The sequence below is a fragment of the Gilliamella sp. GillExp13 genome, from assembly GCF_001690815.1.
GTDB classification, from domain to species: Bacteria; Pseudomonadota; Gammaproteobacteria; order Enterobacterales; family Orbaceae; genus Gilliamella; species Gilliamella bombi.
Genome location: NZ_LZHJ01000019.1, coordinates 1 through 22,288, shown reverse-complemented (window position 1 = coordinate 22,288; position 22,288 = coordinate 1). Strand labels below are relative to the sequence as shown.

At 33.3% G+C, this 22,288-nt stretch carries 27 protein-coding genes and 1 riboswitch; of the genes, 11 read left to right on the top strand and 16 right to left on the bottom strand.

Going from position 1 to position 22,288, the window contains the following annotated elements; translation table 11 throughout:
* A partial coding sequence (locus tag A9G37_RS01250) for an integrase core domain-containing protein (protein ID WP_141670998.1) occupies positions 1 to 410 on the top strand: 410 nt, incomplete at its 5' end.
* Positions 411 to 535: 125 nt separating this feature from the next.
* Here the strand turns inward: A9G37_RS01250 and A9G37_RS01245 are convergent.
* The 6 genes from A9G37_RS01245 to coaA form a co-directional block, all read right to left on the bottom strand.
* The gene (locus A9G37_RS01245) at positions 536 to 1,426 is read right to left on the bottom strand and encodes a hypothetical protein (RefSeq protein WP_065574385.1); all 891 of its coding nucleotides are present in this window, start codon (positions 1,424 to 1,426) and stop codon (positions 536 to 538) included.
* A 438-nt stretch (positions 1,427 to 1,864) separates the two neighbouring features.
* A complete protein-coding gene (locus A9G37_RS01240; protein WP_051634230.1) occupies positions 1,865 to 2,545 on the bottom strand; it encodes a 7-cyano-7-deazaguanine/7-aminomethyl-7-deazaguanine transporter in 681 nt (226 codons plus the stop codon).
* 47 nt (positions 2,546 to 2,592) lie between these two features.
* Entirely contained in the window at positions 2,593 to 3,249 is a 657-nt protein-coding gene (gene queC / locus A9G37_RS01235; protein ID WP_065574384.1) for a 7-cyano-7-deazaguanine synthase QueC, read from the bottom strand.
* Positions 3,250 to 3,275: 26 nt separating this feature from the next.
* Positions 3,276 to 3,749 carry a preQ(1) synthase gene (gene queF / locus A9G37_RS01230; protein ID WP_065574383.1) on the bottom strand — a complete coding sequence of 158 codons (474 nt, stop codon included), beginning with the start codon at positions 3,747 to 3,749 and terminating at the stop codon, positions 3,276 to 3,278.
* A gap of 3 nt (positions 3,750 to 3,752) precedes the next feature.
* Positions 3,753 to 3,797: riboswitch (PreQ1 riboswitch) on the bottom strand.
* 165 nt (positions 3,798 to 3,962) lie between these two features.
* On the bottom strand, positions 3,963 to 4,406 hold the full coding sequence (locus A9G37_RS01225; RefSeq protein WP_065574382.1) for a DUF1090 domain-containing protein: 444 nt from the start codon (positions 4,404 to 4,406) through the stop codon (positions 3,963 to 3,965).
* 18 nt (positions 4,407 to 4,424) lie between these two features.
* Entirely contained in the window at positions 4,425 to 5,360 is a 936-nt protein-coding gene (coaA, locus tag A9G37_RS01220) for a type I pantothenate kinase (protein ID WP_034912457.1), read from the bottom strand.
* Between the two features lie 168 nt (positions 5,361 to 5,528).
* On the opposite strand from coaA, the gene yihI reads away from it, so the two are divergent.
* The 4 genes from yihI (at position 5,529) to A9G37_RS01200 (ending at position 8,721) form a co-directional block, all read left to right on the top strand.
* Entirely contained in the window at positions 5,529 to 6,023 is a 495-nt protein-coding gene (gene yihI, locus A9G37_RS01215; protein ID WP_065574381.1) for a Der GTPase-activating protein YihI, read from the top strand.
* 319 nt (positions 6,024 to 6,342) lie between these two features.
* Positions 6,343 to 7,713, top strand: coding sequence for an oxygen-independent coproporphyrinogen III oxidase (gene hemN, locus A9G37_RS01210; protein ID WP_034912464.1), 1,371 nt, complete (start codon positions 6,343 to 6,345; stop codon positions 7,711 to 7,713).
* A gap of 208 nt (positions 7,714 to 7,921) precedes the next feature.
* The gene (locus A9G37_RS01205) at positions 7,922 to 8,251 is read left to right on the top strand and encodes a hypothetical protein (RefSeq protein ID WP_141670997.1); all 330 of its coding nucleotides are present in this window, start codon (positions 7,922 to 7,924) and stop codon (positions 8,249 to 8,251) included.
* Entirely contained in the window at positions 8,221 to 8,721 is a 501-nt protein-coding gene (locus tag A9G37_RS01200; RefSeq protein WP_065574380.1) for a hypothetical protein, read from the top strand. Before A9G37_RS01205 ends, A9G37_RS01200 begins: the two co-directional genes overlap by 31 nt.
* A gap of 110 nt (positions 8,722 to 8,831) precedes the next feature.
* Here the strand turns inward: A9G37_RS01200 and rsmC are convergent, their stop codons facing one another.
* The gene (rsmC, locus tag A9G37_RS01195; RefSeq protein WP_065574379.1) at positions 8,832 to 9,872 is read right to left on the bottom strand and encodes a 16S rRNA (guanine(1207)-N(2))-methyltransferase RsmC; all 1,041 of its coding nucleotides are present in this window, start codon (positions 9,870 to 9,872) and stop codon (positions 8,832 to 8,834) included.
* A gap of 88 nt (positions 9,873 to 9,960) precedes the next feature.
* Here rsmC and A9G37_RS01190 point away from each other — a divergent pair, with 88 nt between their 5' ends.
* From A9G37_RS01190 to cyaY, 6 genes are all read left to right on the top strand, one after another.
* Positions 9,961 to 10,368: a DNA polymerase III subunit psi gene (locus A9G37_RS01190; protein ID WP_081297599.1), complete on the top strand. Its 408-nt coding sequence runs from the start codon at positions 9,961 to 9,963 to the stop codon at positions 10,366 to 10,368.
* Complete coding sequence (gene rimI / locus A9G37_RS01185; RefSeq protein ID WP_065574377.1) at positions 10,337 to 10,798, top strand: ribosomal protein S18-alanine N-acetyltransferase; 462 nt, start codon at positions 10,337 to 10,339, stop codon at positions 10,796 to 10,798. Before A9G37_RS01190 ends, rimI begins: the two co-directional genes overlap by 32 nt.
* A 35-nt stretch (positions 10,799 to 10,833) precedes the next feature.
* A complete protein-coding gene (locus tag A9G37_RS01180) occupies positions 10,834 to 11,454 on the top strand; it encodes a thiamine diphosphokinase (protein WP_065574376.1) in 621 nt (206 codons plus the stop codon).
* An 89-nt stretch (positions 11,455 to 11,543) separates the two neighbouring features.
* The gene (locus tag A9G37_RS01175; protein WP_065574375.1) at positions 11,544 to 12,329 is read left to right on the top strand and encodes a hypothetical protein; all 786 of its coding nucleotides are present in this window, start codon (positions 11,544 to 11,546) and stop codon (positions 12,327 to 12,329) included.
* On the top strand, positions 12,330 to 12,842 hold the full coding sequence (locus A9G37_RS01170) for a surface-adhesin E family protein (protein ID WP_065574374.1): 513 nt from the start codon (positions 12,330 to 12,332) through the stop codon (positions 12,840 to 12,842).
* Positions 12,843 to 12,941: 99 nt separating this feature from the next.
* Complete coding sequence (gene cyaY / locus A9G37_RS01165; protein WP_034912502.1) at positions 12,942 to 13,253, top strand: iron donor protein CyaY; 312 nt, start codon at positions 12,942 to 12,944, stop codon at positions 13,251 to 13,253.
* Positions 13,254 to 13,329: 76 nt separating this feature from the next.
* Here cyaY and uvrD read toward each other — a convergent pair whose 3' ends face one another.
* The 9 genes from uvrD to A9G37_RS01125 form a co-directional block, all read right to left on the bottom strand.
* A complete protein-coding gene (gene uvrD, locus A9G37_RS01160) occupies positions 13,330 to 15,510 on the bottom strand; it encodes a DNA helicase II (RefSeq protein ID WP_141670995.1) in 2,181 nt (726 codons plus the stop codon).
* 230 nt (positions 15,511 to 15,740) lie between these two features.
* The gene (gene yigB, locus A9G37_RS01155; protein WP_065574373.1) at positions 15,741 to 16,454 is read right to left on the bottom strand and encodes a 5-amino-6-(5-phospho-D-ribitylamino)uracil phosphatase YigB; all 714 of its coding nucleotides are present in this window, start codon (positions 16,452 to 16,454) and stop codon (positions 15,741 to 15,743) included.
* 2 nt (positions 16,455 to 16,456) lie between these two features.
* Positions 16,457 to 17,377: a tyrosine recombinase XerC gene (gene xerC, locus A9G37_RS01150; protein ID WP_335340535.1), complete on the bottom strand. Its 921-nt coding sequence runs from the start codon at positions 17,375 to 17,377 to the stop codon at positions 16,457 to 16,459.
* 9 nt (positions 17,378 to 17,386) lie between these two features.
* Positions 17,387 to 18,124 carry a DUF484 family protein gene (locus A9G37_RS01145; protein WP_065574372.1) on the bottom strand — a complete coding sequence of 246 codons (738 nt, stop codon included), beginning with the start codon at positions 18,122 to 18,124 and terminating at the stop codon, positions 17,387 to 17,389.
* Between the two features lie 158 nt (positions 18,125 to 18,282).
* Entirely contained in the window at positions 18,283 to 19,107 is an 825-nt protein-coding gene (gene dapF, locus A9G37_RS01140; protein WP_034912507.1) for a diaminopimelate epimerase, read from the bottom strand.
* A 121-nt stretch (positions 19,108 to 19,228) separates the two neighbouring features.
* Complete coding sequence (lysA, locus tag A9G37_RS01135) at positions 19,229 to 20,482, bottom strand: diaminopimelate decarboxylase (protein ID WP_065574371.1); 1,254 nt, start codon at positions 20,480 to 20,482, stop codon at positions 19,229 to 19,231.
* Between the two features lie 21 nt (positions 20,483 to 20,503).
* Positions 20,504 to 20,659 carry an LPS translocon maturation chaperone LptM gene (gene lptM, locus A9G37_RS12705; protein WP_176701839.1) on the bottom strand — a complete coding sequence of 52 codons (156 nt, stop codon included), beginning with the start codon at positions 20,657 to 20,659 and terminating at the stop codon, positions 20,504 to 20,506.
* Positions 20,660 to 21,029: 370 nt separating this feature from the next.
* Positions 21,030 to 21,917 (bottom strand): L-ribulose-5-phosphate 3-epimerase, encoded by an 888-nt coding sequence (locus tag A9G37_RS01130; RefSeq protein ID WP_442903132.1) that lies wholly within the window; start codon positions 21,915 to 21,917, stop codon positions 21,030 to 21,032.
* Between the two features lie 63 nt (positions 21,918 to 21,980).
* Positions 21,981 to 22,288 (bottom strand): IS30 family transposase (locus tag A9G37_RS01125; protein WP_141670987.1); only part of this gene is annotated, 308 nt, incomplete at its 5' end.

Below are 22,288 nucleotides of genomic sequence, written 5' to 3'. Positions count from 1 at the left end.
TCATCGATGACTTTAATCGTGAGGCGTTAGGTATTGATATTGCAGTCAGCTTACCAGCAGGAAGGATTACCCGTTACTTAGATAAACTGGCCGAATATCATGGATATCCATTAAAAATACGGGTCGATAATGGGCCAGAATTTACAGGAAAAACCTTTATAAACTGGGCTAAATCACATGATATAGCCATTGATTATATAAAGCTCGGTAGCCCTTATCAAAATGGTTATATTGAACGATTTAATCGTACCTATCGTACTGAAGTACTTGATTTATATCTTTTTAACAACTTAGCACAAGCAAGGAGAATAACCGAAGAATGGTTAACGATTTATAACACCGAAAGACCGCATGAGGCATTAAATAACATGACACTGCTCGAATATAAAACATTAAAACAAGCAGCTTAATTTTCTACGTGAGTTGTGTACTAAGTTTGGGGGGATTTACAATTCGCCCTAGGGCCATTTAACGTTACTCGCGTTACGTTTTTGGATTTATTTGTAATCCAATCATCATATGTAGTAGTGCCCATTCACCATCGGCATGGAATGGTGAATGAGTCTGAACGAGGTTTTACCCAATTCACTGTTGCTGTTATCTCTCCTTGAGTTTCTGAAGACCAGGTCAACTGACTTGCATCTACCCCACCTATATCCAAATCAAAATATAATCCATCAGCCCCCGTAGTAGGAAAATTAAGGTTATAAGAAGATGGATTAATTGACTGTGTTAAAAAACCTTTAGTAGGATCCCATATACTAGATGGACCCGCAAAGCGAGGATTATCTCCAGCAAAATTAGTACCACCAAATATCAAACGAGGCCTTACATAGCAAACTTTAGGCTGCTGTGAATTTGGGTTGATATAATATGACACCGTATTTCCGTTTAAAGTACTTCTATTTGGCACACCATACTTTGTTTCTAAAGTAGCATCCGTACTACTTAATGTTATCCTATAAGGTGCATTACAAATATCTAATATATCACTGCGACTAACGGCATTACTATTTTTATCAGTAAACGATACTGATACATTGCCTGTCGCAGTGACACTATGAGCTCCCTGTCCATCTGCATCATCATCTCCCCATTTACCTTGTGTCACTAAGTCATTTATATTTATTGAGTCGCTTGATGACGGAACTATCATTTCAATATTAGCAAGTGTATCACCTGCATTAGGTAAATGAATTGGCGTCATCACTGAGTTATTATTTTGTGGAGTGAGAACTTGACCGTCCGATAACTTAATACTTATTAAATCATCAGTTGTAGTTAATTTAGTGACGCCACCATCAAGCGTCAAATACGGTGCAGAGCCGTTAATAACCTGTGAGGTCCGAGCTAACAACGCCTGCGAACTCACTGAATATGGCAATAACAACAATGGTGCAAAAACTATGGCTAATTTGGATAACAAGTTGGAAATCGACGGCAATCTTGGCGATTTCGCTAGATTTGATAATAAAAAGCAAAATGGAGTTTGTTTTTGATTACGGTAAAACTTAAATAGATTTAAGGTATAGCACTGCCAATGCCTGTTATTATCTAACCTCCTGTTAATTTGTGTTTTATTTTTATAGTTGTTTATTTTTTAATGAGCTGCGTTTTGCCATAAAATAATCAAAATTATAGCTAACTAAATACTAAAGCGCCAGTTTTTGGCAAAATTTTCTAAAAACCTAGCACAGAATGCAGAATGAAGCCTTCGGCAGCCCGACGCAGGATAAAAGGCTATATTGACCTTTGAGTGTTGTGAAATATTAATGTATTTTTCAATATTAAACATAAAACTCATCAAAAAAATAAATGAGTTTATGTTTATTTAGGTGAGTAACTAAAATTTAGATTTTAATGATTAATTGTTTTTAGGCATTGCAACTACCTTTTTTAGGATAAAATTGAGAATGACACCATAAAGTGGCAAAAAGAATAATCCGCAAATTAGAATTTTAAAACTATAGTCCATTAACGAAATTTCGATCCAATGATTTGCCATAAATTCATCGTTACTTTGATAAAATGCGATAGCAAAAAAAACAATAGTATCAATACCATTACCAAATATTGCTGATGCTGTTGGGGCAACCCACCATGATTTGTTTTTTCTTAAATAGTTAAAAACAGTAATATCCATTAGTTGTCCAACTAAATAAGCGGCAAAACTAGCCAATGCAATTCGAAATACGAAGCTATTAAATTCCGTCAATGCTGATAATCCAATCCAATGGGTTTCAAAAAATAGTACCGAAATCAGGTATGAAAATAACAATGCAGGAATCATTACAACAAAAATGATTTTTCTGGCTAAACTAGCACCATAAATTCGAATAGTCAGATCGGTAGTTAAAAAGATAAACGGAAAAGTGAATGCCCCCCAAGTTGTTTGAAAACCAAAAATTTCGAATGGGATTTGGACTAAATAATTGCTTGAAGCAATAACCAATATGTGAAAAAAAGCCAACCAGTAAAGCGCTTTTTGCTTTTGTTTACGGGTAAAACTTTTTTCTATCAATTCTGAATGAGCATTTAAGTACATCTTTTTTCCTTTTTAATGGGGGTGAGAGAACCCAATGATGAATGAATTTATTTAGCTTGAGCCATATATTCTTGTAGGCCCTTATTGCGCAATAAACAACTTGGACACTTACCACATCCCCCTTCAACACCGTAATAACAGGTATGGGTATGTTTTTGGACATAATCAAGATAACCTAGTTTATCAGCCATTTCCCACGTTTGCGCTTTTGTCAAATACATCAGTGGCGTGATGAGATTAAACGCATAGTCCATAGCTAAATTCATTGATACATTCATTGATTTAATAAAGACATCACGGCAATCTGGATAACCACTAAAATCGGTTTCACAAACTCCAATAATAATGTCAGAAATTCCTTGTTGCTTAGCATGACAGCCAGCCAAAAGTAAAAAAAGCATATTACGCCCATCAACAAAGGTATTGGGGTAATCACCATCTTGAGCTGCTTTAATTTCTTGAGCGTCATCAATCAACGCATTATTTGTAGTTTGTTTGATAACTGAAGTATCAATAACAGTTTGTTTAATAACAAGATCATCAGCGATCCATTTGGCTTTTTCAAGCTCTATTGCGTGGCGTTGACCATAGCGAAAACTGATTGCCTGAACGTTTTCACGTCCATAATCAGCAATGGCTTGCAGTAAGCAGGTGGTTGAGTCTTGCCCACCAGAAAATATAACTAGTGCTTTACGAGTTTGCATTAATGTTCCTATTGAGGTAGATTAAATTAGCGATTATCCACTTTTTCTGGATACATGTCGTGATTGGCTAATCGATTAGCCGCAACTTGTTCCCAATGAGTACCCGATTTGCCATAATTGGCATAAGGATCAATCGAAATGCCGCCACGAGGTGTAAATTTCCCCCAGACTTCGATATATTTAGGATCCATTAATTTAATAAGATCTTTCATAATGATATTAATACAATCTTCGTGGTAATCGCCATGATTCCGAAAGCTGAACAGATAAAGTTTTAACGATTTACTTTCGACCATTTTAATATTGGGTACGTACGAAATATAAACTGTCGCAAAATCAGGTTGCCCCGTGATAGGACAAAGACTAGTAAACTCTGGGCAATTAAATTTAACAAAATAATCGTTATTCGGATGTTTATTATCGAACGTTTCGAGTATTTCAGGACAATAGGTTGTTGGATAGCGAACAGACTGATCGCCTAGTAGTGTAATTTTACTCATTATTTTTCCTTAGTTTTTTAGCGTGGGAGGTTCACGAACCACGTAACAAGGTGCACACCATACTCTTTTTGCTTTAAAAAGTCTAGTATGACAATAGATTTATAAAAAATGTAAAACTAACACCGTCAACAATAACTATTGATGGTGTTAATAATAAAATATCGTTGAAGAGTAAATAAATCAAGAATCGGGAAATACTCTGCCTGTTATCGTTTATTTCGCTCCCAATTCTTTATAAAAATCAGATAATTTAGATTTAGCTTCATTAAGTTCTTTTTCAGCATCAGCTAATTTTGTTTGTTGTTTGACAATTTTCTGTTCATTATCTTTATCTTTCGCTTTTGATTTTGCTTGTTCTAATTCTTTAGTTCTTTCAGCCACTTTATTTGATTTTTCGTTAATCTCTTTTTTATATTTGGCTTCTAAATCATCATTTGAACAATGCTTATTTAAGTTACGTAATGCTTTTTCAAGCCCTTGGATTTGATGAGAATTATTATTTTTTTTAGCATAATCAATCTGTTTTTCAATAGCCTGTTTTTTGCTTTCACACGTAAGTCCCTTTAGTTGTTCATTTGAAGCATAAGCACCAAATGATAATGAGATAGCTAACGTAATGACACTCAATTTACTTACTAACCGAATTACTGATTTCATACGAATTTTTCCTTAATTTTATTTTCTTAATTGAACACAATTGACTTTATGATCTTTACCTTTAGTTAGAATAAGGTTCGCTCGTTCTTTTGTAGGTAAAATATTTTCAACTAAATTTAATTCATTAATTTCTCGCCAAATACGGTTAGCAATATTTGTAGCTTCATGTTCTGGAAGTTTTGAGTAGTGATTAAAATAAGAGTTAGGATCGCTAAATGCACCCTCCCTAAATTTTAAAAATCGATTTACATACCAATCATGTAATAATGACATATCAGCATCAACATAAATTGAAAAATCGACATAATCTGAAACAAAAACTCGGTTATTCGCTTGTGGATAATTCAGTGTACTTTGCAGTACATTCAAACCTTCAAGAATCAAAATGTCAGGACTATCAATAACGATTTCTTCATCTTCGACAATATCATAAACTAAATGAGAATAAACTGGTGCTTTAACTTGTGCCTGTCCTGATTTTATATCAGCAACAAAATTAAGCAATTTTTTTATATCGTAAGACTGAGGAAACCCTTTTTTATTCATTATTCCATGTTCTTCAAGATATCTATTTGGATATAAAAAACCATCAGTTGTTACCAAAGATACTTTGCGATGTTCAGGCCAACGGGTTAATAATGCTTGTAGTACTCTAGCGGTAGTACTTTTACCTACAGCAACACTGCCTGCAATACCAATAATGTAAGGTGTTTTTTGACTTTTACCTAAGAATTTAGATAAAATAGCTTGCCGATTAAAATTATTGCTGATGTAATAATTAAGTAATCTAGATAAAGGTAAATAAATTTCACTCACTTCATCCATGGATAAATCTTCATTAATACCTTGTAACGAAACTAATTCTTCTGCTGTTAAAGTCATTGGTACCGTATTACGTAAGCTAGCCCATTCTTGACGATTGAATTTCAGATAAGGGCTTAAGTGATTTTTCATTTTATTGTTCTCTAATTCGGTCTAACAAATTTATTCGGCTCAGATTATACATAAATTTATTTTTTTACAATCTTAAATTAGCATGACGTCTTCATCATAGCTATATTTTGGACTTACTGATAAAATACGTTTGTAAAATGATTAACCCTAATATTAGACAGAGATTTTATGTTAAAAAATAAATCAAAACAGAAAGCTAAAAAAAGCCGTCAAGAGATTAATGAAGAATCTCGGGAACTGAAGCGTAAACGCAAACACAAAGGTTTACCAAGTGGCTCTCGCTTTAATAAACTAAATAATAATAAAAATTCGACAAAAACAACCAAAGATCCAAGAGTGGGGAGCAAAAAAACTATTTCTTTAATTGTTGAAGATTCTAACAATATAGAAAAACCTGTTAAACAATCTAAAACAATTAAAACGATTTTATCACCTCAACAAGAATTAGAACAATTAGAGAACGATCCAAAATTAGATATGTTACTTGATCTAGTCGAGCAAAAAGCCAAACTCACTAAAGATCAACAAATTTATCTTGATAGCAAATTGAATCGTATCGATGAACTGATGCAAGAGCTTGGTTATACTGATGACGACTTTGATGATTTTGATGAATTAGACGAAAAGAAAGAAGATATTGTTAGTTTATTAAAACGAAACTAATAATAGGAAAATATAATTAGCAATCGTGATAGTATGTGTCTTGATATGAGTAGGAATATCATCCAAAAGTAATATTCCTACTGATAATTTAAACTTAGAATCCATTACTTTTATTCAGTCAATTAATAATTAAAAGTGAGCAATTCATAGTGCCAATATTAATTATGTTAAGTTTATATTTTGGGTTATTGATTTGCACATTGTTATATTTAAATAAAACTAATCGAATCAAAATTAAAATCAAGAACCAACAAAAAGCAATAGTAAAAAATCATAAAAATAACAACACTAAAGATAGACATAAGCGGAAGTAAAAAGCATGACTGATACGCAATTATGGGATCAAGCGTTAATTGAAAAATATAATTATTCTGGCCCAAGATATACCTCTTACCCTACTGCACTTGAATTTAACGAAAAATTTAATGAGCAAGAATTTTTATCGGCGGCAACTCGTTATCCCACAAAACCGTTATCGCTTTATGTGCATATTCCGTTTTGTCATAAGCTTTGTTATTTCTGTGGTTGTAATAAGCTTATTACTCGCCAAACACAAAAAGTTACCAAATACCTTGACATTTTAGATATTGAAATTGCCGAACGCGCAAAATTATTTAAACATCGCGCGGTAACACAAATGCACTGGGGAGGAGGTACACCAACTTTTTTAAACGATGCTGAAATTACTCGATTGATTACCTCGTTAAAAAAGCATTTTAATTTTGTTGCTAATGCCGAACTATCCATCGAAATTGATCCGCGTGAAATAACACCACAAACAATTGACCATTTAGCAAGTGTTGGTTTTAATAGGCTAAGTATGGGAATTCAAGATTTTAATCACGAAATCCAAAGCCTAATTAATCGTGAACAAGATGAAACATTAATACGGTCTCTTATTAATCAAGCACGTAAAAATAATTTTCACTCAATTAGTTTAGATTTAATTTATGGCCTACCAAAACAAACCATTGAAAGTTTTGCCGAAACGCTCAATAAAGTGATTGATATTTCTCCCGATCGTTTAAGTGTATTTAATTATGCCCACTTACCAAGCCGTTTTGCTGCCCAACGAAAAATTAAAGATGATGATTTGCCTAATGCCAATCAAAAATTGCAGATCCTACAAACTAGCATTAAAAAGTTAACCAAAGCTGGTTATCACTTTATCGGTATGGATCATTTTGCTAAGCCCTCTGATGAATTAGCTATTGCTCAACAAGAAAATAAATTGCATCGTAATTTTCAGGGGTATACAACTCAAGGCGATGCTGATTTACTTGGACTTGGTGTGTCGGCCATTAGTATGTTAGGTGATAGTTATGCGCAAAATCAAAAAGATCTAAAAATCTATCAAACTCAGGTTGAGCAAAAAGGACATGGATTATGGAAAGGATTCACCTTAAATCGTGACGATAAGATTCGTCGTGATGTGATAAAACAGCTTATCTGCCATTTTCATTTAGATAAAAATGTTATCGAACAACAATACCAAATTCAATTTGATGATTATTTTGCTGAAGATTTAAAATTACTGGCGCCATTGCAAAAAGATGGATTAGTGACAATCAATAACAATATAATCGAAGTCCAACCTAAAGGACATTTATTGATACGCAATATTTGTATGTGCTTTGATATTTATATGCGAAAAATGGCAAGGCAGCAGCAGTTTTCTAGGGTTATTTAATTTGAAGTCGTTTGTCAAATTGCTGTAAACAATATGAGTAATTCCTACAAAGTAAATATTATGTTAATATTTAGTCTAATTTAATAAAAAATAACAAATAAATTATTTGTTTTATTGTGATTAAAGGTTAGCTTTTAAATTCACAATTTTAGCCTTTAGACATGAAATTTTTATTTTTAATAAGAAGTATATTGATAAAATGGCATTGATGAATAAATTAGTAGAAGTATTTCCAACTCGCCCTTTAAAAGTCATGAAGTTAAAGCAAGAAAGCTCATTACATCAAATAAGAAGATTACTTGCAGCAATACTTCTCTTTGCGTTAGCTTTATTTATGGCCATAAGAAATTATCCTGGATTAATTGATGATTATAAAATATCACAGAATCCAGTTGTGGTTGACTATGATGTAGAAGGAACATGTCGTGCAAGACGTATGGTTGATAACTGCTCAGTAAAAATTACCACTGATACAGGACAAGTTATTAAGCGTGATTATACTTTCATTTGGGGAAAAAAGGAAATTATCAAGTTGTAACTGTCGCTTCAACCGATGATCCATCACTAGTAACAATCAATTTAGCTATTGATAATATGCGGACTGTATTTTTGACTACTACTGTTCTTATTCTTTTATTGTTGTTGGTTACATGGATGAGTTTAGGATGTTTCTTAAGAACACATAAAATGATAAAAGTTATCAATGAAATTAACGGGCAAAAATTAACACCTGTTATTGTACCAGTTAAATTAGTCTCTTATGGTAAAATAATAACTGCCTTATATCGTGCAAGCAATACACAAGGAATAAATGCTAAATATGTAGCCAATTTTAATAAAGACTCAAACGGAGGACCAATCATTATAGGTGATAAGATTAGAAATAAATGTAATGTGTTGGCCGTAGTTGGAGAAAGCAACTCCGTTCCTATTCTTCTTGACCAAGAATTTATGCGCTGTGATTTTACTTATAATGAAATGCAGGCATTAAAAGAAGCTCTCTCTTAATCCAGATATGATATCAAGAATAGTGAAATCAGTTTGTTTTCAAATAGTTAAATTTTATACCTAGGGCGATAACATCGCCCTATTTTTTTAAACAAAATAAACAGCACTTATTAATGGCTTGCTAGATAAACCTTAAATTTCGTCGTTTGGGCAATCACTTCAACGCTTTTGAATGTTTCATCTAAAATGGTTTGATACGGTAAAAATGAATTTGCCACAATGCACAAATAACCATTTAATTTTAGGTGTTTTTTTGCTTCTTTGATTAACGTATTAACGGCCGTGTAATCAGTTTGTTTACCATCATGAAAAGGTGGATTCGAAACAATAAGATGATATTTATCATTTAGATTTGAAAAAACGTCACTCGCTACAACTGTGGCATTAACATGATTACGGTTTAACGTGGCTTTACTTGATTCAATTGCTGCACAGCTTACATCAGATAACGTTAGTGCTATATCAGGGTTTAATTTACCTAGCACCGTGGACAAAATGCCCGAACCACATCCCACATCTAATATATTACCTTTAATAATATCAGTACGATCCATCAATGCATTTAACAGCAATTCACTACCAGTATCTAACCCTTTTTGGCTAAAAACACCAGGTAAGCTTTTGATTTCAATATTCTGATTTTCAATAGTTAAATGATAACTTAACCACCATTCATCAAGATCAAATGCTAAACGGCTATCTGCCTGAAAATGATATAAACCACAACGTCTTGCGCTATCGATTTTTTGAATTGTACCAAAATCACTCAATAAAGCTTCCACGCTTTTTACACCTGTTCTATTTTCACCTATGATAAAAATATCACTGTCTTTTGGCATATTATGTAATAAATAAGAAAGCTGAAATTGTGCTTCGTTTTTAGTTTTTGGCCAATAGTAAATCAACGTATTCATTCCAACGTAAAAATCCGCTTCGGGCAATAATGAAAAATAGGTGTGATTGCCTCGTGCACTAGCTTTTAGACGTAAATAAGTATGAAATTGTGTGCAATGAATCTTAACTTGATTTGCCGACATAATAGATGGATAACTATCCTGAATATCACCAGCTATCAACACATTTTTATCGTTAAAAAATGTTTGGTGACGCTCAAGTACTTGACTTGCTGGAGTAAAAGCAGATGTTGCCATATTTCCTCAATGAAAAACCTTTATAAATTGATGCATTGATTATACAATTAACTATCTTTAATCTCTAATAAAAAACAGTAAGTCAATAATGACACAGCAAGATTGGTACCTAAAACAGTGCAATATAACTCAATACGTTTTGAGGAATGCTAATGTTTTCAAAGGTGAAATAGCGACAAAAATAAGTGAAGAAATTAGAATGATTATAGTTGCAGAACAAAAACCAACACAAAAAATCTATTATGATATTTTAAATGCTATCCATATAACTGAAGAACAAGTATTGTTTTTAACTCCACAACAATTAATTATTCCTGCTGATGAAATTAAAACAGTAATTTGGTTTATTGATATTACCTTGGATGAGTCATGGGTTAACCCATTAACTATTCAAACAACCAGTCTAGATCAGCTTGCAAAAACACCACAACAAAAACGCCAACTATGGCAAAAATTATGTCAATATGAAAACCATTTCCACCCTGACCGAACATGATTTAATAGAAGCTTTTGAATTAGAACAGATTTGCCATGCTATTCCTTGGTCAAAACAAACTTTCTTTTCAAACCAAGGTGAGCGTTATCTCAATTTTAAAATAACGATTAATAACCAAATAGTTGGGTTTTGTATTTGCCAACATGTAGCAGATGAAGCAAATTTATTTAACATTGCAATACATCCCGGTTTTAGAAAGCAAGGACTAGCAAGAGAGCTGCTCAACCATTTGATAGATGCGTTAATTACGATAAAATCACCCTGCCCAATCTCAACACTTTGGCTTGAAGTCAGACAATCAAATACGCTAGCAATTAAGCTATATCACACACTAGGATTTAACCAAATAACGATTAGAAAAAATTATTACCCAACAACTAATGGTAAACAAGAAGACGCTATTATCATGGCATATACGTTAGCTTTATGATTCACCAATAAGATTAGCAAAAGGAAAAAAGTGTAATGTCACAAAATAGAGCTTTACTCTTTATTAATGGCGAACCACCACAACATGACTTTAACCATTTATATAAGTATACTTATATTGCTTGCACAGATGGAGCTTACCATAATTATCTGTCGACCTTGTCAATCGAACCAAACTTCATTATTGGCGATTTAGATAGTTATAATCCTAACAAAGCAATTCCATCTAAAACTCAAATTATTCACACACCCGACCAAAATAAAACCGATTTTGAAAAAGCAATTTTGTTTTTAGTCAGTAAAGGGATGAAAGCATTTGATGTTTATGGAGCCAGTGGCCATGCAAGCGATCACTTTTTAGGAAATATTTCTATTGCAATGAGATATTATCATCAGTATCAAATCACCTTTTATGATAATTATTGCCATTTCTTTTTTGCCAAACAGTATCAAGAAATAACCAATATAAAAGATCATATTATTTCACTAATGCCGCTTTCAAAAGTAACCGGTGTAACCATTACAGGCTTTCAATACCCCTTAATTGATGCCACATTGTCGCTTGGAGAATTTGTTAGTTTAAGAAACAAGGCAATTAGTGATTTAGTTAAAATATCTTTTAAAAATGGTGACTTAATGGTTTTTGTTGAGGATTGAAATAATGTCAATTGACATTGGTGTTTACATTACTTTACAATTATTATTCATAAAATAATAACTATAATTATGGTTAGAGGAAATTCACCATGCTTCTCAAAAAAATTTCTGTGCTCATTTGTGCATCTTCCTTTTCTTGTATATCTTTCGCACAAACAAACAATATGCAAGATGAAACAGATAAGGTAATTGATACATTTTTGCAATGTGATAATCAGTTTTTTGAACAATTATCTAAACACCAAGAGTCAATAAATCAATACGTTGATTTAGCAACCACTCCCAATAATGTAACTTATATTCCTGTTGAATCTATTCAAAAACCCGACAAAAATAAAGTCATGTTTAAAAAACCACTTAAGTATCATGGTTTAGAAATTGTTGGCTATCAAAATATTTATATTTCAACTACTTTATCTGGTCAGTTTCTTTATTGGGGATTTATCTTTGATAACAAGCAAGATGAAATTAAAAGTGCTTTAAGCAATATTAATTGGTTGCATTATAGTCAAAACACTTACATAGCAAATGCTAAAATTTATGATAAAAAATCAAAATCTAAAACATGGGAAGATGATATTTATGCCATCGATGGTGTTATTCCAAGGTTTAGTACAATTAATAAAGCACTTTATCTAGAATCTTCTGCTAATAATCAAAGTAGTATTTTTTGTTCTATTCAAGGCGATTTAGAAAAAGAAACAATTCTTACGGCTCGCCCAGATCTAAAACCAATCATCGAAAAACAAGAAGCTGAACTGCAAGAGCGAATTAAAGCAAACCAAGAAAAAATGCAAAAAGAAAAAGAAAAACAACAAAATCAATCACAAACTAATCCTACAGAAGCTAACTCAAAAGATGGAGAAAAAATTTAAATGAAAAAGGTCAATTTATTTTTAATTCTCTTTTCTTTTGCAGCATTCAGCCATGCCTCAGAGGAAAAAGCTAATATCGATACAAAATCAAATGAAAATACTGCTGTTGAAAGTTTAAAAGATCCAAGAGTAGGAGAACAATTCATTCCAACATCAAAAACTAACGACAATAATACTATTGGCTATTCATTTTTAGATAGAAAATCGATCAACCTTCACCCTTTCAACTCCAAAATTCGTGTATTTAGTGAAGTGACTAATTATAGCCCAGCATTGGTACAAAAAAATGATGATGGTACAGAGACACCTTATCATTCCATAAGGATCGAATATTATGCCAATTGCGACAAAATGGAGTTAGCAAAAGGAAAGCTTAGAACAATCGAAAATAATTTTGGTGATGGAAAATTAGTCAACACAATTGAGATAGCAAACCGTTGGATAGCTATCACTCATGATAACGAGCAATATAAGCTACTTACTATTGCCTGTTCCTTACCACTCGCTAATTAGTAAATCAGTACCTACTTTTACTCTTGCCACCTTGCTGTGGCGGAGTATATTCATTTATGTTAATATCGCTCTATTATTTATTTGAATGAATATCTCTTTATGAATATCACACAATTTCATACCATTACCGAACAGTTATTCAACAAAATCGAACTATTCTTGGATAATTATGTAAATGAGCATGACATCGATTTAGATTATGAAACAAACGGCAATGTTATCACCATTAGTTTTCCCAATGGCAGTAAAATCATCATTAATACCCAAGAACCACTCTTTCAGGTATGGTTAGCCACTCAAAAACAAGGTTATCATTTTGATTACATCGATAATAATTGGATTTGTAATCGTACCGACAAGTCGTTTAATCAGATTTTTTCTGAATCTGTAAAAGAACAAGCTGAGCTATAATATATAAAAAATGGGAATTAGTTTAACAATTAATTCCCGTTCAAGAAAGTAGTCACAAATTTTACTTAAAAGAAATCTACAATAAAGTAAGATTTGCTAATTTAACTACTAGCCATTTTATACCTTCATTAACAAAAGCTATTTGTACTCGCTTATGATCACCTTCGCCATCAAGATTAACAATAGTTCCTTCACCAAAACGTTTATGTAACACTTTACGACCTAATTTGTAACCATCACATTGAGGCTTCTTTTTAGGAGGAGACTTTATTTTTTCAGGCGACATTGTTCCTTGATAACTAATTTCATTTAATTTATCAATGGGTAATTCAGATAAAAAGCGTGAAGGTAAATTACGTTCTTCACGACCATATAGACGCCTTATTTGAGCTAATGATAATGTTAGATACTTACGTGCTCGAGTAATGCCAACATAGGCAAGACGACGCTCTTCTTCAAGTTTATTGAAGTCTTGAGAAGATCTTAAGTCTGGGAATATGCTCTCTTCTAGTCCTACAATAAAAACATTATCAAATTCAAGACCTTTTGCAGAATGTAGAGTCATTAGTTGAACTGTATCTTGTTCACTAATTACATCTCGGCTTTCTAATGACGTATATGCTAAAAATGATTCTAACACAGTTAATGCCTTACCCGTTTCTTTATCTTGAATAAGGTTATTTTCATTAAAGCGATAAAACTGCTCAGCGGCCGATACCAATTCTTCAAGATTTTCCAGCTTTGATTGTCCCTTAATACCAGGCTCTTGCTCATACATTTGCAATATGCCAGATAATTTGATAATAATATCAAGTTGTTTATAAAATAGTTTAAGCTCTACTTTATCGAAAATTGATTCTATTAATTCCAAAAAACGACCAATCCCAGAGCTTTGCCGTTCAGTAAAAGCATTGGTTTGGATTAGCATTATACATGCATCCCATAATGAAATATTATACTGCTTTGCAGTCAATCTAATTTTATCTAGCGTGACATTACCAATACCTCGAGTTGGGGTATTGATTGTAGCTTCAAAAGCCATGTCATTATTGTGGTCATGTAATAGCCGTAAATAAGCAAGCGCTAATTTGACTTCTTGTCGTTCATAAAAACGAATAGATCCATAAATTTGATAAGGTAAACCCGCTTGCAACAATGTATCTTCAAATATACGTGATTGTGCATTATTACGGTACAATATCGCACAATCTGCGTACTTTCCACCTTCGTCATGGAACTTTTTTATTTGACTGACAACAAATCTTGCCTCATCAATATCATTAAAACCAATATAAAGCGTAATCAGTTCACCGCCGCCTATATCTGTCCATAAATTTTTACCCAATCGGTTCTGATTTTTAGATATTAAATTATTAGCTACATCTAAAATGTTACCAGTTGAACGATAATTTTGTTCCAACCTAATAATTTCAGTTTCAGGGTAATCGTTCATAAATAATTGGAGATTATCCGCATTAGCACCACGCCAACTGTAAATAGATTGATCGTCATCGCCTACAATCATTACATTGGCTGTATTACCTGCCAGTTTTTGTACCAAACGATATTGGATCTTATTAGTGTCTTGAAATTCATCAATTAAGATATTACAAAAACGATGATGACAATAATTTAAAACGTCTTGATTATGGCAAAGCAGTTCATACGTTCTTAAGATTAATTCTGAAAAATCAACGTATCCAACTCTATCGCAAATAGTCTGGTAGTCTCGATAAATCGCCTGCCACATCACTTGTTTAGGATCTTCAGGAACAATATCTTCCGCTCGGAATCCTTTTTCCTTTTGAGTAGAAATAAAAGCAGCACACTGCTTTGGCGACCATTGTTTTTCGTCGATTTTTAGTTCGTGAAAAATTCGCTTGATAAGCCGAATTTGATCTTCAGTATCAATAAGTTGAAAATTAGGCGGTAACTTAGCTTGCTCAGGAAACATACGTAACAAACGATGAGTAAGCCCATGGAATGTACCCACCCACATACCATTAAAATAACCCTCGCCGACTAATGCTTGAATACGTTCTTGCATTTGAATAGCCGCTTTATTGGTAAAAGTAACCGCAAAAATTGAGCCAGGTGAATAATTCTTTTCAATACAAAGCCAAGCAATACGATGAACTAAAACACGTGTTTTGCCACTCCCTGCACCTGCAAGAACAATTGAATATTGACTATCGGTAGTAACTGCTTTTTGTTGCTCTGTGTTTAGGCCATCTAATAATAATTTATTAATTTCCATTATATGCAAACCTATTTTGATAATAGAAACCGCCAAGTAGCATTAATGTTGAAAGAGTTATTAATATTTTCATCATATTCCGAATACGTTTGTCCACTGTGATCTAACAGAACATAAATAAAGACAAAGCTTCTTAGGTAAAAATTTCCATTGCTACTATTTTCATTGCTACTAAAGAAACGTATCTTTACATTTATTTTACTGTTTATTTGTACAGATAAGGAGGTCAATTATAGCAGATTCTCTAATTCTGGCAATTGCGTTATTTCGATGTGAGGTAAACATTTAGTATCATTAAGCTGAAAAATATCCCGATTATAGATATTAATAAAGCAAGCTAAAAAGCCGTTATCAATTGCCCCATTAACATCCGTTAATAAATTGTCACCCACATGTAAAATAGAGTGTGATGGAATATTAAGTTTGTGAGATGCTAAATCAAAAATTTCAGGAAAAGGTTTAGAACGGCCATGTTCACCACCACGTAGTGAAAATTGAAAATAATCACCTAAGCCAATTTTGTTAATATCAACGTTACCATTAGTAATAACAGCCAAAGGATATTTAGTGGCTAATTTAATTAATAGTGTATGCGTTGATTCAGGAACGTTCATCTTGTGCCGCCAAACATTAAAACAACTCATTGCTTCGTCGATGACATCAGCAAATTTTGATGCCGGTATATTAGTTTTATTTAATAGCGATGTAATGGTTTGAATTCGCCAAACAATAACATCGTGATAAATTTCAGGGTCAGATGCAAGTACAGCACGCTTTTCAGCAAAATATTCGGGTAAAGTAAGTGTGCGTAATTGTTCATAACCTTGAAGAGTTTTGATCATTTCGTCTTCCGCTTTTTCAACGATCATGCTGTTATTGTATAACGTATCATCTAGATCGAAAGTAAACGCTTTAATCTTATTAATAGATCGATAAAAGTGCATCGTTATTTTCCCCTTTTAGCGCGTGGATGGGCTGAATCATAAACTTCAGATAAATGCGAAAAATCTAAATGCGTATAGACTTGAGTCGTTGATAAATCAGCATGCCCTAACAATTCTTGTACTGCACGCAAATCACCACTTGATTCTAGCATATGAGTTGCAAATGAATGACGTAATTTGTGAGGGTGAACATGACTGCTTAACCCTTGTTTGATCCCCCACTGAGCAAACCGTTTTTCAACATTTCGCGGTGAAATACGCTTACCCAATTTGGAAATAAATAAAGCATCATCTTGTGGTGTTAAAAAATTCCGCATTGACAACCAGTGTTTAATCCATTTGATAGATTCTCGACCTAATGGCAATTTTCGCTCTTTATTCCCCTTACCCATTACGCGAATTTCACCATCAACAAGATTCAATTCTTGACAGTTAAGACCGACTAATTCAGAAAGGCGTAACCCTGAACCATACATAACTTCAAGCATAGTTCTATCACGAACAGAAAGCGGATCATTATGATCAATATCAAGCAGTTGATTAATTTCGTCAATATCAATATTTTTGGGTAAGTGTTGACCTAATTTTGGATTTAGCACGCCTCGAGCTGGATTAGCGGTAAACTGCTCGTTTTTTACCATCCAATCACAAAAACTACGCAAAGCAGAAAGTCTTAATGATAAGCTTCTTGCTTGTAAGCCCGTCTGTTTGCTACGACTGATTAACAATCTAACTGCGGATGAATCCAAATTTTGCCAGTTCGAGATTTCAACTTCACTTGCCAACGAAATAAGCGCATAAAGTTGACGTCGATAATTAATCTGAGTATTTAAGCTTAGTTGCTTTTCTGACTTTAGATAATTTAAAAATTGATCAACAGGCAGCTTTAATGCCGTATTATCATTTTTATTAGGCTGCATCATGCTATGTCCTTATTTTGTTCGCATAATCCATCTGCTAATTAAAATTGGTAAAATTTCACTCATTTTTTCAAGTAATAATGTACCTTGTCCTGCTTGATAATGTTCGGGATTAGCACTAGTAAACATTAAAAGCCCCAAATCACCAAATTGACCTAACAAAGATAATGCCACTGAGCCAACATAACCGTGTTCATCAGGTAATAAAAAATCAAGCTCAGTTGAATTTAATGTACCTAAATATTGTTGACTGTACTGGAAATGTCTAACACGAATAAAATCAAATTGTGATGAATCTAAAGCTATATGATGGTAATTTGATGGCGCATTAAGCAACCATTTGTCACCAAAAAGATATAAATAAGCACCACTAAGTCCTAATGATTTTGCCCATGTGTTTAATAAAACAATAAGTTGATTTAGATCCTGTGCTTTAATTAATTCAATTTGCAGATCCATTAGCTGATTAAACAACAATTCGTTGGCACTGGCATGTTCCAATAATAATGAAATTTCGCACTCTAATTGGTTAATTTTATTGCGCTGACGCGCCATGTTCCATTCTGGTAAAGAAACCATTCCCCTGACAGGATGAGGCACTCGCATACACTCAACATACCGGGCATTTCTCATAAAAAAATCTGGATTATCAATAATATATTGACAAACGATTTCATCATTCAATTTTAATGATGAAGACGATTGCCGAGCTTTTTTTACTCTTAAATTTTGTGTATTTTTACCAACCATAATTAGCGTCTATTGTATTACCGTGTTATCTCATGTTTCTACTGTTTTCTTTTCGGTTAAAGATAAAAACTTAAATAAAATCAATACCCCACCTGAAGGTTTTTTGCCTTGTTATTTTCTGTCAACAAGTTTTAGAGTCCATTGGGGGGATGTTAAAGTTAAGTAGCAATAAAACCATCATATACATGTGTAGCAGGTCCAGTCATATAAAGTGGTTGATTTCCACCTTTCCATTCAATTAATAATTTGCCACCAGGTAAATTGACATTAACTTGTTGGTTTAATAATCCTTGATTGATGCCTACTGCTACTGCGGCACAGGCACCAGTACCACAAGCTTGTGTTTCGCCAACCCCACGTTCAAATACACGCAAGTTAATATTATTGCGATCAATAATATGCATAAATCCAATATTGGCACGTTCAGGAAAACGTTCATGCTGCTCTAATAATGGGCCTAGTGTTGCCACTTCTGCGGTTACAATATTATCGACTTGAACAACACAATGAGGATTGCCCATAGATGCAACACCACATAATATAGTCTGTTCTTGTGCTCGGATTATATAAGTTTTTTCTTCTTTTATAGCTTTGAAAGGAATTTTGTTAGGTTCAAAAATAGGCTGTCCCATATTAACACGCACAGTATTATCATCATTTACGGTTAAAACAATATTGCCTTTCATGGTACTAACTTTTAACACTCGTTTTCGGCTAAGGCCTTTTAAACGAACAAAACGTGCAAAACAGCGAGCCCCATTACCACATTGCTCAACTTCAGAACCATCTGAATTAAAAATACGATAATGAAAATCACTATCTGGTACATAAGGTGGCTCAACAATAAGAAGTTGATCAAACCCGACACCAGTATATCGATCTGCCATACGTTTAATCATTTCTGTCGAAAGATGAACATTTTGCGTCACAGCATCAATAACCATAAAATCATTTCCGAGTCCATGCATTTTTGAAAAGTTCATCGCTAGTTTACCTTCTGTTGTCAAACATGTTTTTATTTTTAACTTTTAGTCTAAATTGTTTACCAACATCAACTAAAAGAGGAATGCTATTATAATTAAGCATTCAATAACCTGTTAAATATTATAAAACTACTTCACCTCGCCATAAATCATCGAAGGATTCACGCTGGCGAATTAATTTATGTTGTTTATCATCAATAAGCATCACTTCTGCTGGTCGTAAATGGCTATTATAATTTGATGCCATACTAAAGCCATAAGCACCAGCACTACAAATTACCAACAAATCATCTTGTTTAACCGAAAGCTCACGCTGATAAGCCAACACATCGCTAGATTCGCAAATAGGTCCCACAACATTATAGACCAAAAATTCATCACCAGTTTGTGATTGCTTTTCAGGTAACACTCTCATCCAAGCATCGTAAAGAGCGGGACGAATTAAGTCATTCATACCTGCATCGACAATTGCAAAATGGTTATTATCTTGGTGTTTGGTATATTCCACCTTAGTAATTAGCAACCCTGAATTAGCAACAATTGAACGCCCTGGCTCGAACAAAATTTCAATATCAGGATAATCAACTAATTTGTTCTTAAGTTCGGTTACAAGTTGCGATGCTGTTGGTGGTTGTTCGTTATCATAACAGACCCCTAAACCTCCACCTAAATCAATATGTTCAATTACAATATTATTAGATTGCAATTTATCAACTAAAGCGAGTATACGATCGGCAGCATCAAGAAATGGTGACAATTGAGTTAATTGAGAGCCAATATGGCAATCAATACCAACGATTTTAATGTTAGCTAATGAGCTTGCTTTTCGATAAACATTTAAAGCTAACTCATAGCTAATACCAAATTTATTTTCGCGAAGACCTGTTGAAATATAAGGATGTGTTTTAGCATCCACATCAGGATTGATTCTCAATGAAATCGGTGCAATTTTACCTAATCTTTTAGCAACTTCATCAACTCGGTATAATTCAGCCTCAGATTCAACATTAAAGCACTTAATACCAACTTCAAGCGCACGTTCAATTTCAACTATTGATTTAGCAACACCTGAAAAGACAATTTTTTTAGGATCTGCTCCTGCTTTTAATACTCGTTCTAACTCACCTTGTGAAACAATATCAAAACCAGCACCCAGTTTTGCAAGTAAACTCAAAACAGCCAAATTACTATTAGCTTTAACCGCATAACAAACCAAATGTTTATTATTAACCAAAGCATGTTCATACTCTAAAAACTGTTTACTTATGTATTCGGCCGAATAAACATATAATGGTGTACCATACTGCTTAGCAAGATCCGCTATCGCTATCTGATTAGCAAATAAACGATTTTGTTGATAATTTAAAAAATCCATCATTTTATTCCATTATGCAATTTAAATAAATAAACCAGATTGAATTGAAGCAGTTGTTAGTTTTGTTTGTTGCATTGCTGTTTTTTCAACTGGATGATAAAGCGGACCTTTTAATCCACATCCTACTAATGCCAATGTAACAAAACAGATAGAGAGTAATTTTATAGTTGATTTCATACAATATTCGCAATTCTTTCCATTTTTTATAATACTATCTATATTACACGATAGGCACAATGCTGCAAAGCGCAAATCATCATGCATTATCAAACAGATAGGGGATAGTAGTTTGTGGAATCCGTTATAATGTTTATAGTATCTCGATAAATTACTGTAATGAATATACATAAAAACAGAGCTTACACCGTATCACAGACAAGAAATATAGCATTTATATCATAAAAAAATAATCATTATCGATTTAGCTAAGCTTTTTATGGGCAGTGGTTCAACTATTTATAACGTGTTATAAAACCATAGGAATACTCCACCATAAAATTATTTTGGTGGAGCTTGATTTTTTTTATTTGTGGATGGTGAATTATCATTAATTATTAAGAGCTGAAAATAAAGGATAATTGTTTTTTTCACCTATCTTTTTTAAGTGGTTTTGGGCAGTAATTATGTTCTCTTGCCATTTTTTATCTTTTGCCCACATTTCAATTACCAATGGTGCAACATAATTCATAGTGCGAAGCGTTTCAAAAATAGCGGCAAAATCAACTTCGCCTTCACCAATGACTAGATCCCTAAATTGCCCAGAATAATCAGCCTTAACTTTAAATGTGTCTTTTAGATGAATTTGGACAATATGGTCACGACTTAACATAAGTTCAGTGCAAGTATCATAATTCCAACCAGTAATATTACCGACATCAGGGTAAGCCATAAAGTAAGGAGAATCGATATTTTTTTTGAGGATTTCGAATTTGCTTAAACTGTTAAGATACGGCGTATCCATAATTTCAACCGCTAACATTACCCCTGCTCGTTCTGCTTGCTTAACTGCCCACTGCATACCTTGAATAAAACACTGATGCGTTTGTAAGTCAGCAGGTTCATAATAAACATCATAGCCAGCGAGTTGAATTACTCTTATTCCTAACTTGTAAGCTAGCGTAATGGCTTTGTCCATAATGGTTTGGGCTTCACTACGGATATCATTATTGGCTGAACCAAATGGATATTTACGATGTGCGCTTAAGCACATGGAATGTAGTGGAATTCCGATTTTTTCGCATTGATGTCTGAGTGAATAGATTTCATCGTCAGACCAATCTAATCGAGCTCGGCGCTCATTTGATTCGTCAATCGAAATTTCGATAAAATCAAATCCTAACTTTTTAGTTACTTGTAATTTATCTTGCCATGATAATTCATTAGGTAAGGCTTTTTCATAAATACCAATACGAGGAGTATTTTTGATTTGATACAATGTTTTTGATATATCTTTACTTTGCGGCATGGTGATAACCTATTTTTTATATGAAAAGAAATCCTAGATTACACCATGAAGTGCAATTCTTCTTAACTCCTTAGAATAAAAATCGGCAGGGCTTTTAAACTTATGCCGTTTTCTTGGGCGTGTGTTCAATAGATATTGAATTTTCTTTATCTGTTTGTCGTCAACTAATGAAATGGCCGCTGACTTAGGTATAAACTGACGTATTAAGCCATTGGTGTTTTCATTTGTGCCTCTTTGCCAGCTTTTATAAGGCTCCGCAAAGTACACGGTGGTGTTTAAATAATGCTCAATAGCATGATGATAATTAAATTCGGTTCCATTATCAAAGGTGATGCTTTTAA

Excerpts from the sequence above, each read along its gene's own strand:
- A9G37_RS01240 (WP_051634230.1), bottom strand. The coding sequence starts at position 2,545 with ATGTACTTAAATGCTCATTCAGAATTGATAGAAAAAAGTTTTACCCGT.
- queC (WP_065574384.1), bottom strand. The coding sequence starts at position 3,249 with ATGCAAACTCGTAAAGCACTAGTTATATTTTCTGGTGGGCAAGACTCA.
- queF (WP_065574383.1), bottom strand. The coding sequence starts at position 3,749 with ATGAGTAAAATTACACTACTAGGCGATCAGTCTGTTCGCTATCCAACA.
- A9G37_RS01225 (WP_065574382.1), bottom strand. The coding sequence starts at position 4,406 with ATGAAATCAGTAATTCGGTTAGTAAGTAAATTGAGTGTCATTACGTTA.
- coaA (WP_034912457.1), bottom strand. The coding sequence starts at position 5,360 with ATGAAAAATCACTTAAGCCCTTATCTGAAATTCAATCGTCAAGAATGG.
- yihI (WP_065574381.1), top strand. The coding sequence starts at position 5,529 with ATGTTAAAAAATAAATCAAAACAGAAAGCTAAAAAAAGCCGTCAAGAG.
- hemN (WP_034912464.1), top strand. The coding sequence starts at position 6,343 with ATGACTGATACGCAATTATGGGATCAAGCGTTAATTGAAAAATATAAT.
- A9G37_RS01205 (WP_141670997.1), top strand. The coding sequence starts at position 7,922 with ATGAATAAATTAGTAGAAGTATTTCCAACTCGCCCTTTAAAAGTCATG.
- rsmC (WP_065574379.1), bottom strand. The coding sequence starts at position 9,872 with ATGGCAACATCTGCTTTTACTCCAGCAAGTCAAGTACTTGAGCGTCAC.
- A9G37_RS01190 (WP_081297599.1), top strand. The coding sequence starts at position 9,961 with ATGACACAGCAAGATTGGTACCTAAAACAGTGCAATATAACTCAATAC.
- rimI (WP_065574377.1), top strand. The coding sequence starts at position 10,337 with ATGAAAACCATTTCCACCCTGACCGAACATGATTTAATAGAAGCTTTT.
- A9G37_RS01180 (WP_065574376.1), top strand. The coding sequence starts at position 10,834 with ATGTCACAAAATAGAGCTTTACTCTTTATTAATGGCGAACCACCACAA.
- A9G37_RS01175 (WP_065574375.1), top strand. The coding sequence starts at position 11,544 with ATGCTTCTCAAAAAAATTTCTGTGCTCATTTGTGCATCTTCCTTTTCT.
- A9G37_RS01170 (WP_065574374.1), top strand. The coding sequence starts at position 12,330 with ATGAAAAAGGTCAATTTATTTTTAATTCTCTTTTCTTTTGCAGCATTC.
- cyaY (WP_034912502.1), top strand. The coding sequence starts at position 12,942 with ATGAATATCACACAATTTCATACCATTACCGAACAGTTATTCAACAAA.
- uvrD (WP_141670995.1), bottom strand. The coding sequence starts at position 15,510 with ATGGAAATTAATAAATTATTATTAGATGGCCTAAACACAGAGCAACAA.
- yigB (WP_065574373.1), bottom strand. The coding sequence starts at position 16,454 with ATGCACTTTTATCGATCTATTAATAAGATTAAAGCGTTTACTTTCGAT.
- xerC (WP_335340535.1), bottom strand. The coding sequence starts at position 17,377 with ATGATGCAGCCTAATAAAAATGATAATACGGCATTAAAGCTGCCTGTT.
- A9G37_RS01145 (WP_065574372.1), bottom strand. The coding sequence starts at position 18,124 with ATGGTTGGTAAAAATACACAAAATTTAAGAGTAAAAAAAGCTCGGCAA.
- dapF (WP_034912507.1), bottom strand. The coding sequence starts at position 19,107 with ATGAACTTTTCAAAAATGCATGGACTCGGAAATGATTTTATGGTTATT.
- lysA (WP_065574371.1), bottom strand. The coding sequence starts at position 20,482 with ATGGATTTTTTAAATTATCAACAAAATCGTTTATTTGCTAATCAGATA.
- lptM (WP_176701839.1), bottom strand. The coding sequence starts at position 20,659 with ATGAAATCAACTATAAAATTACTCTCTATCTGTTTTGTTACATTGGCA.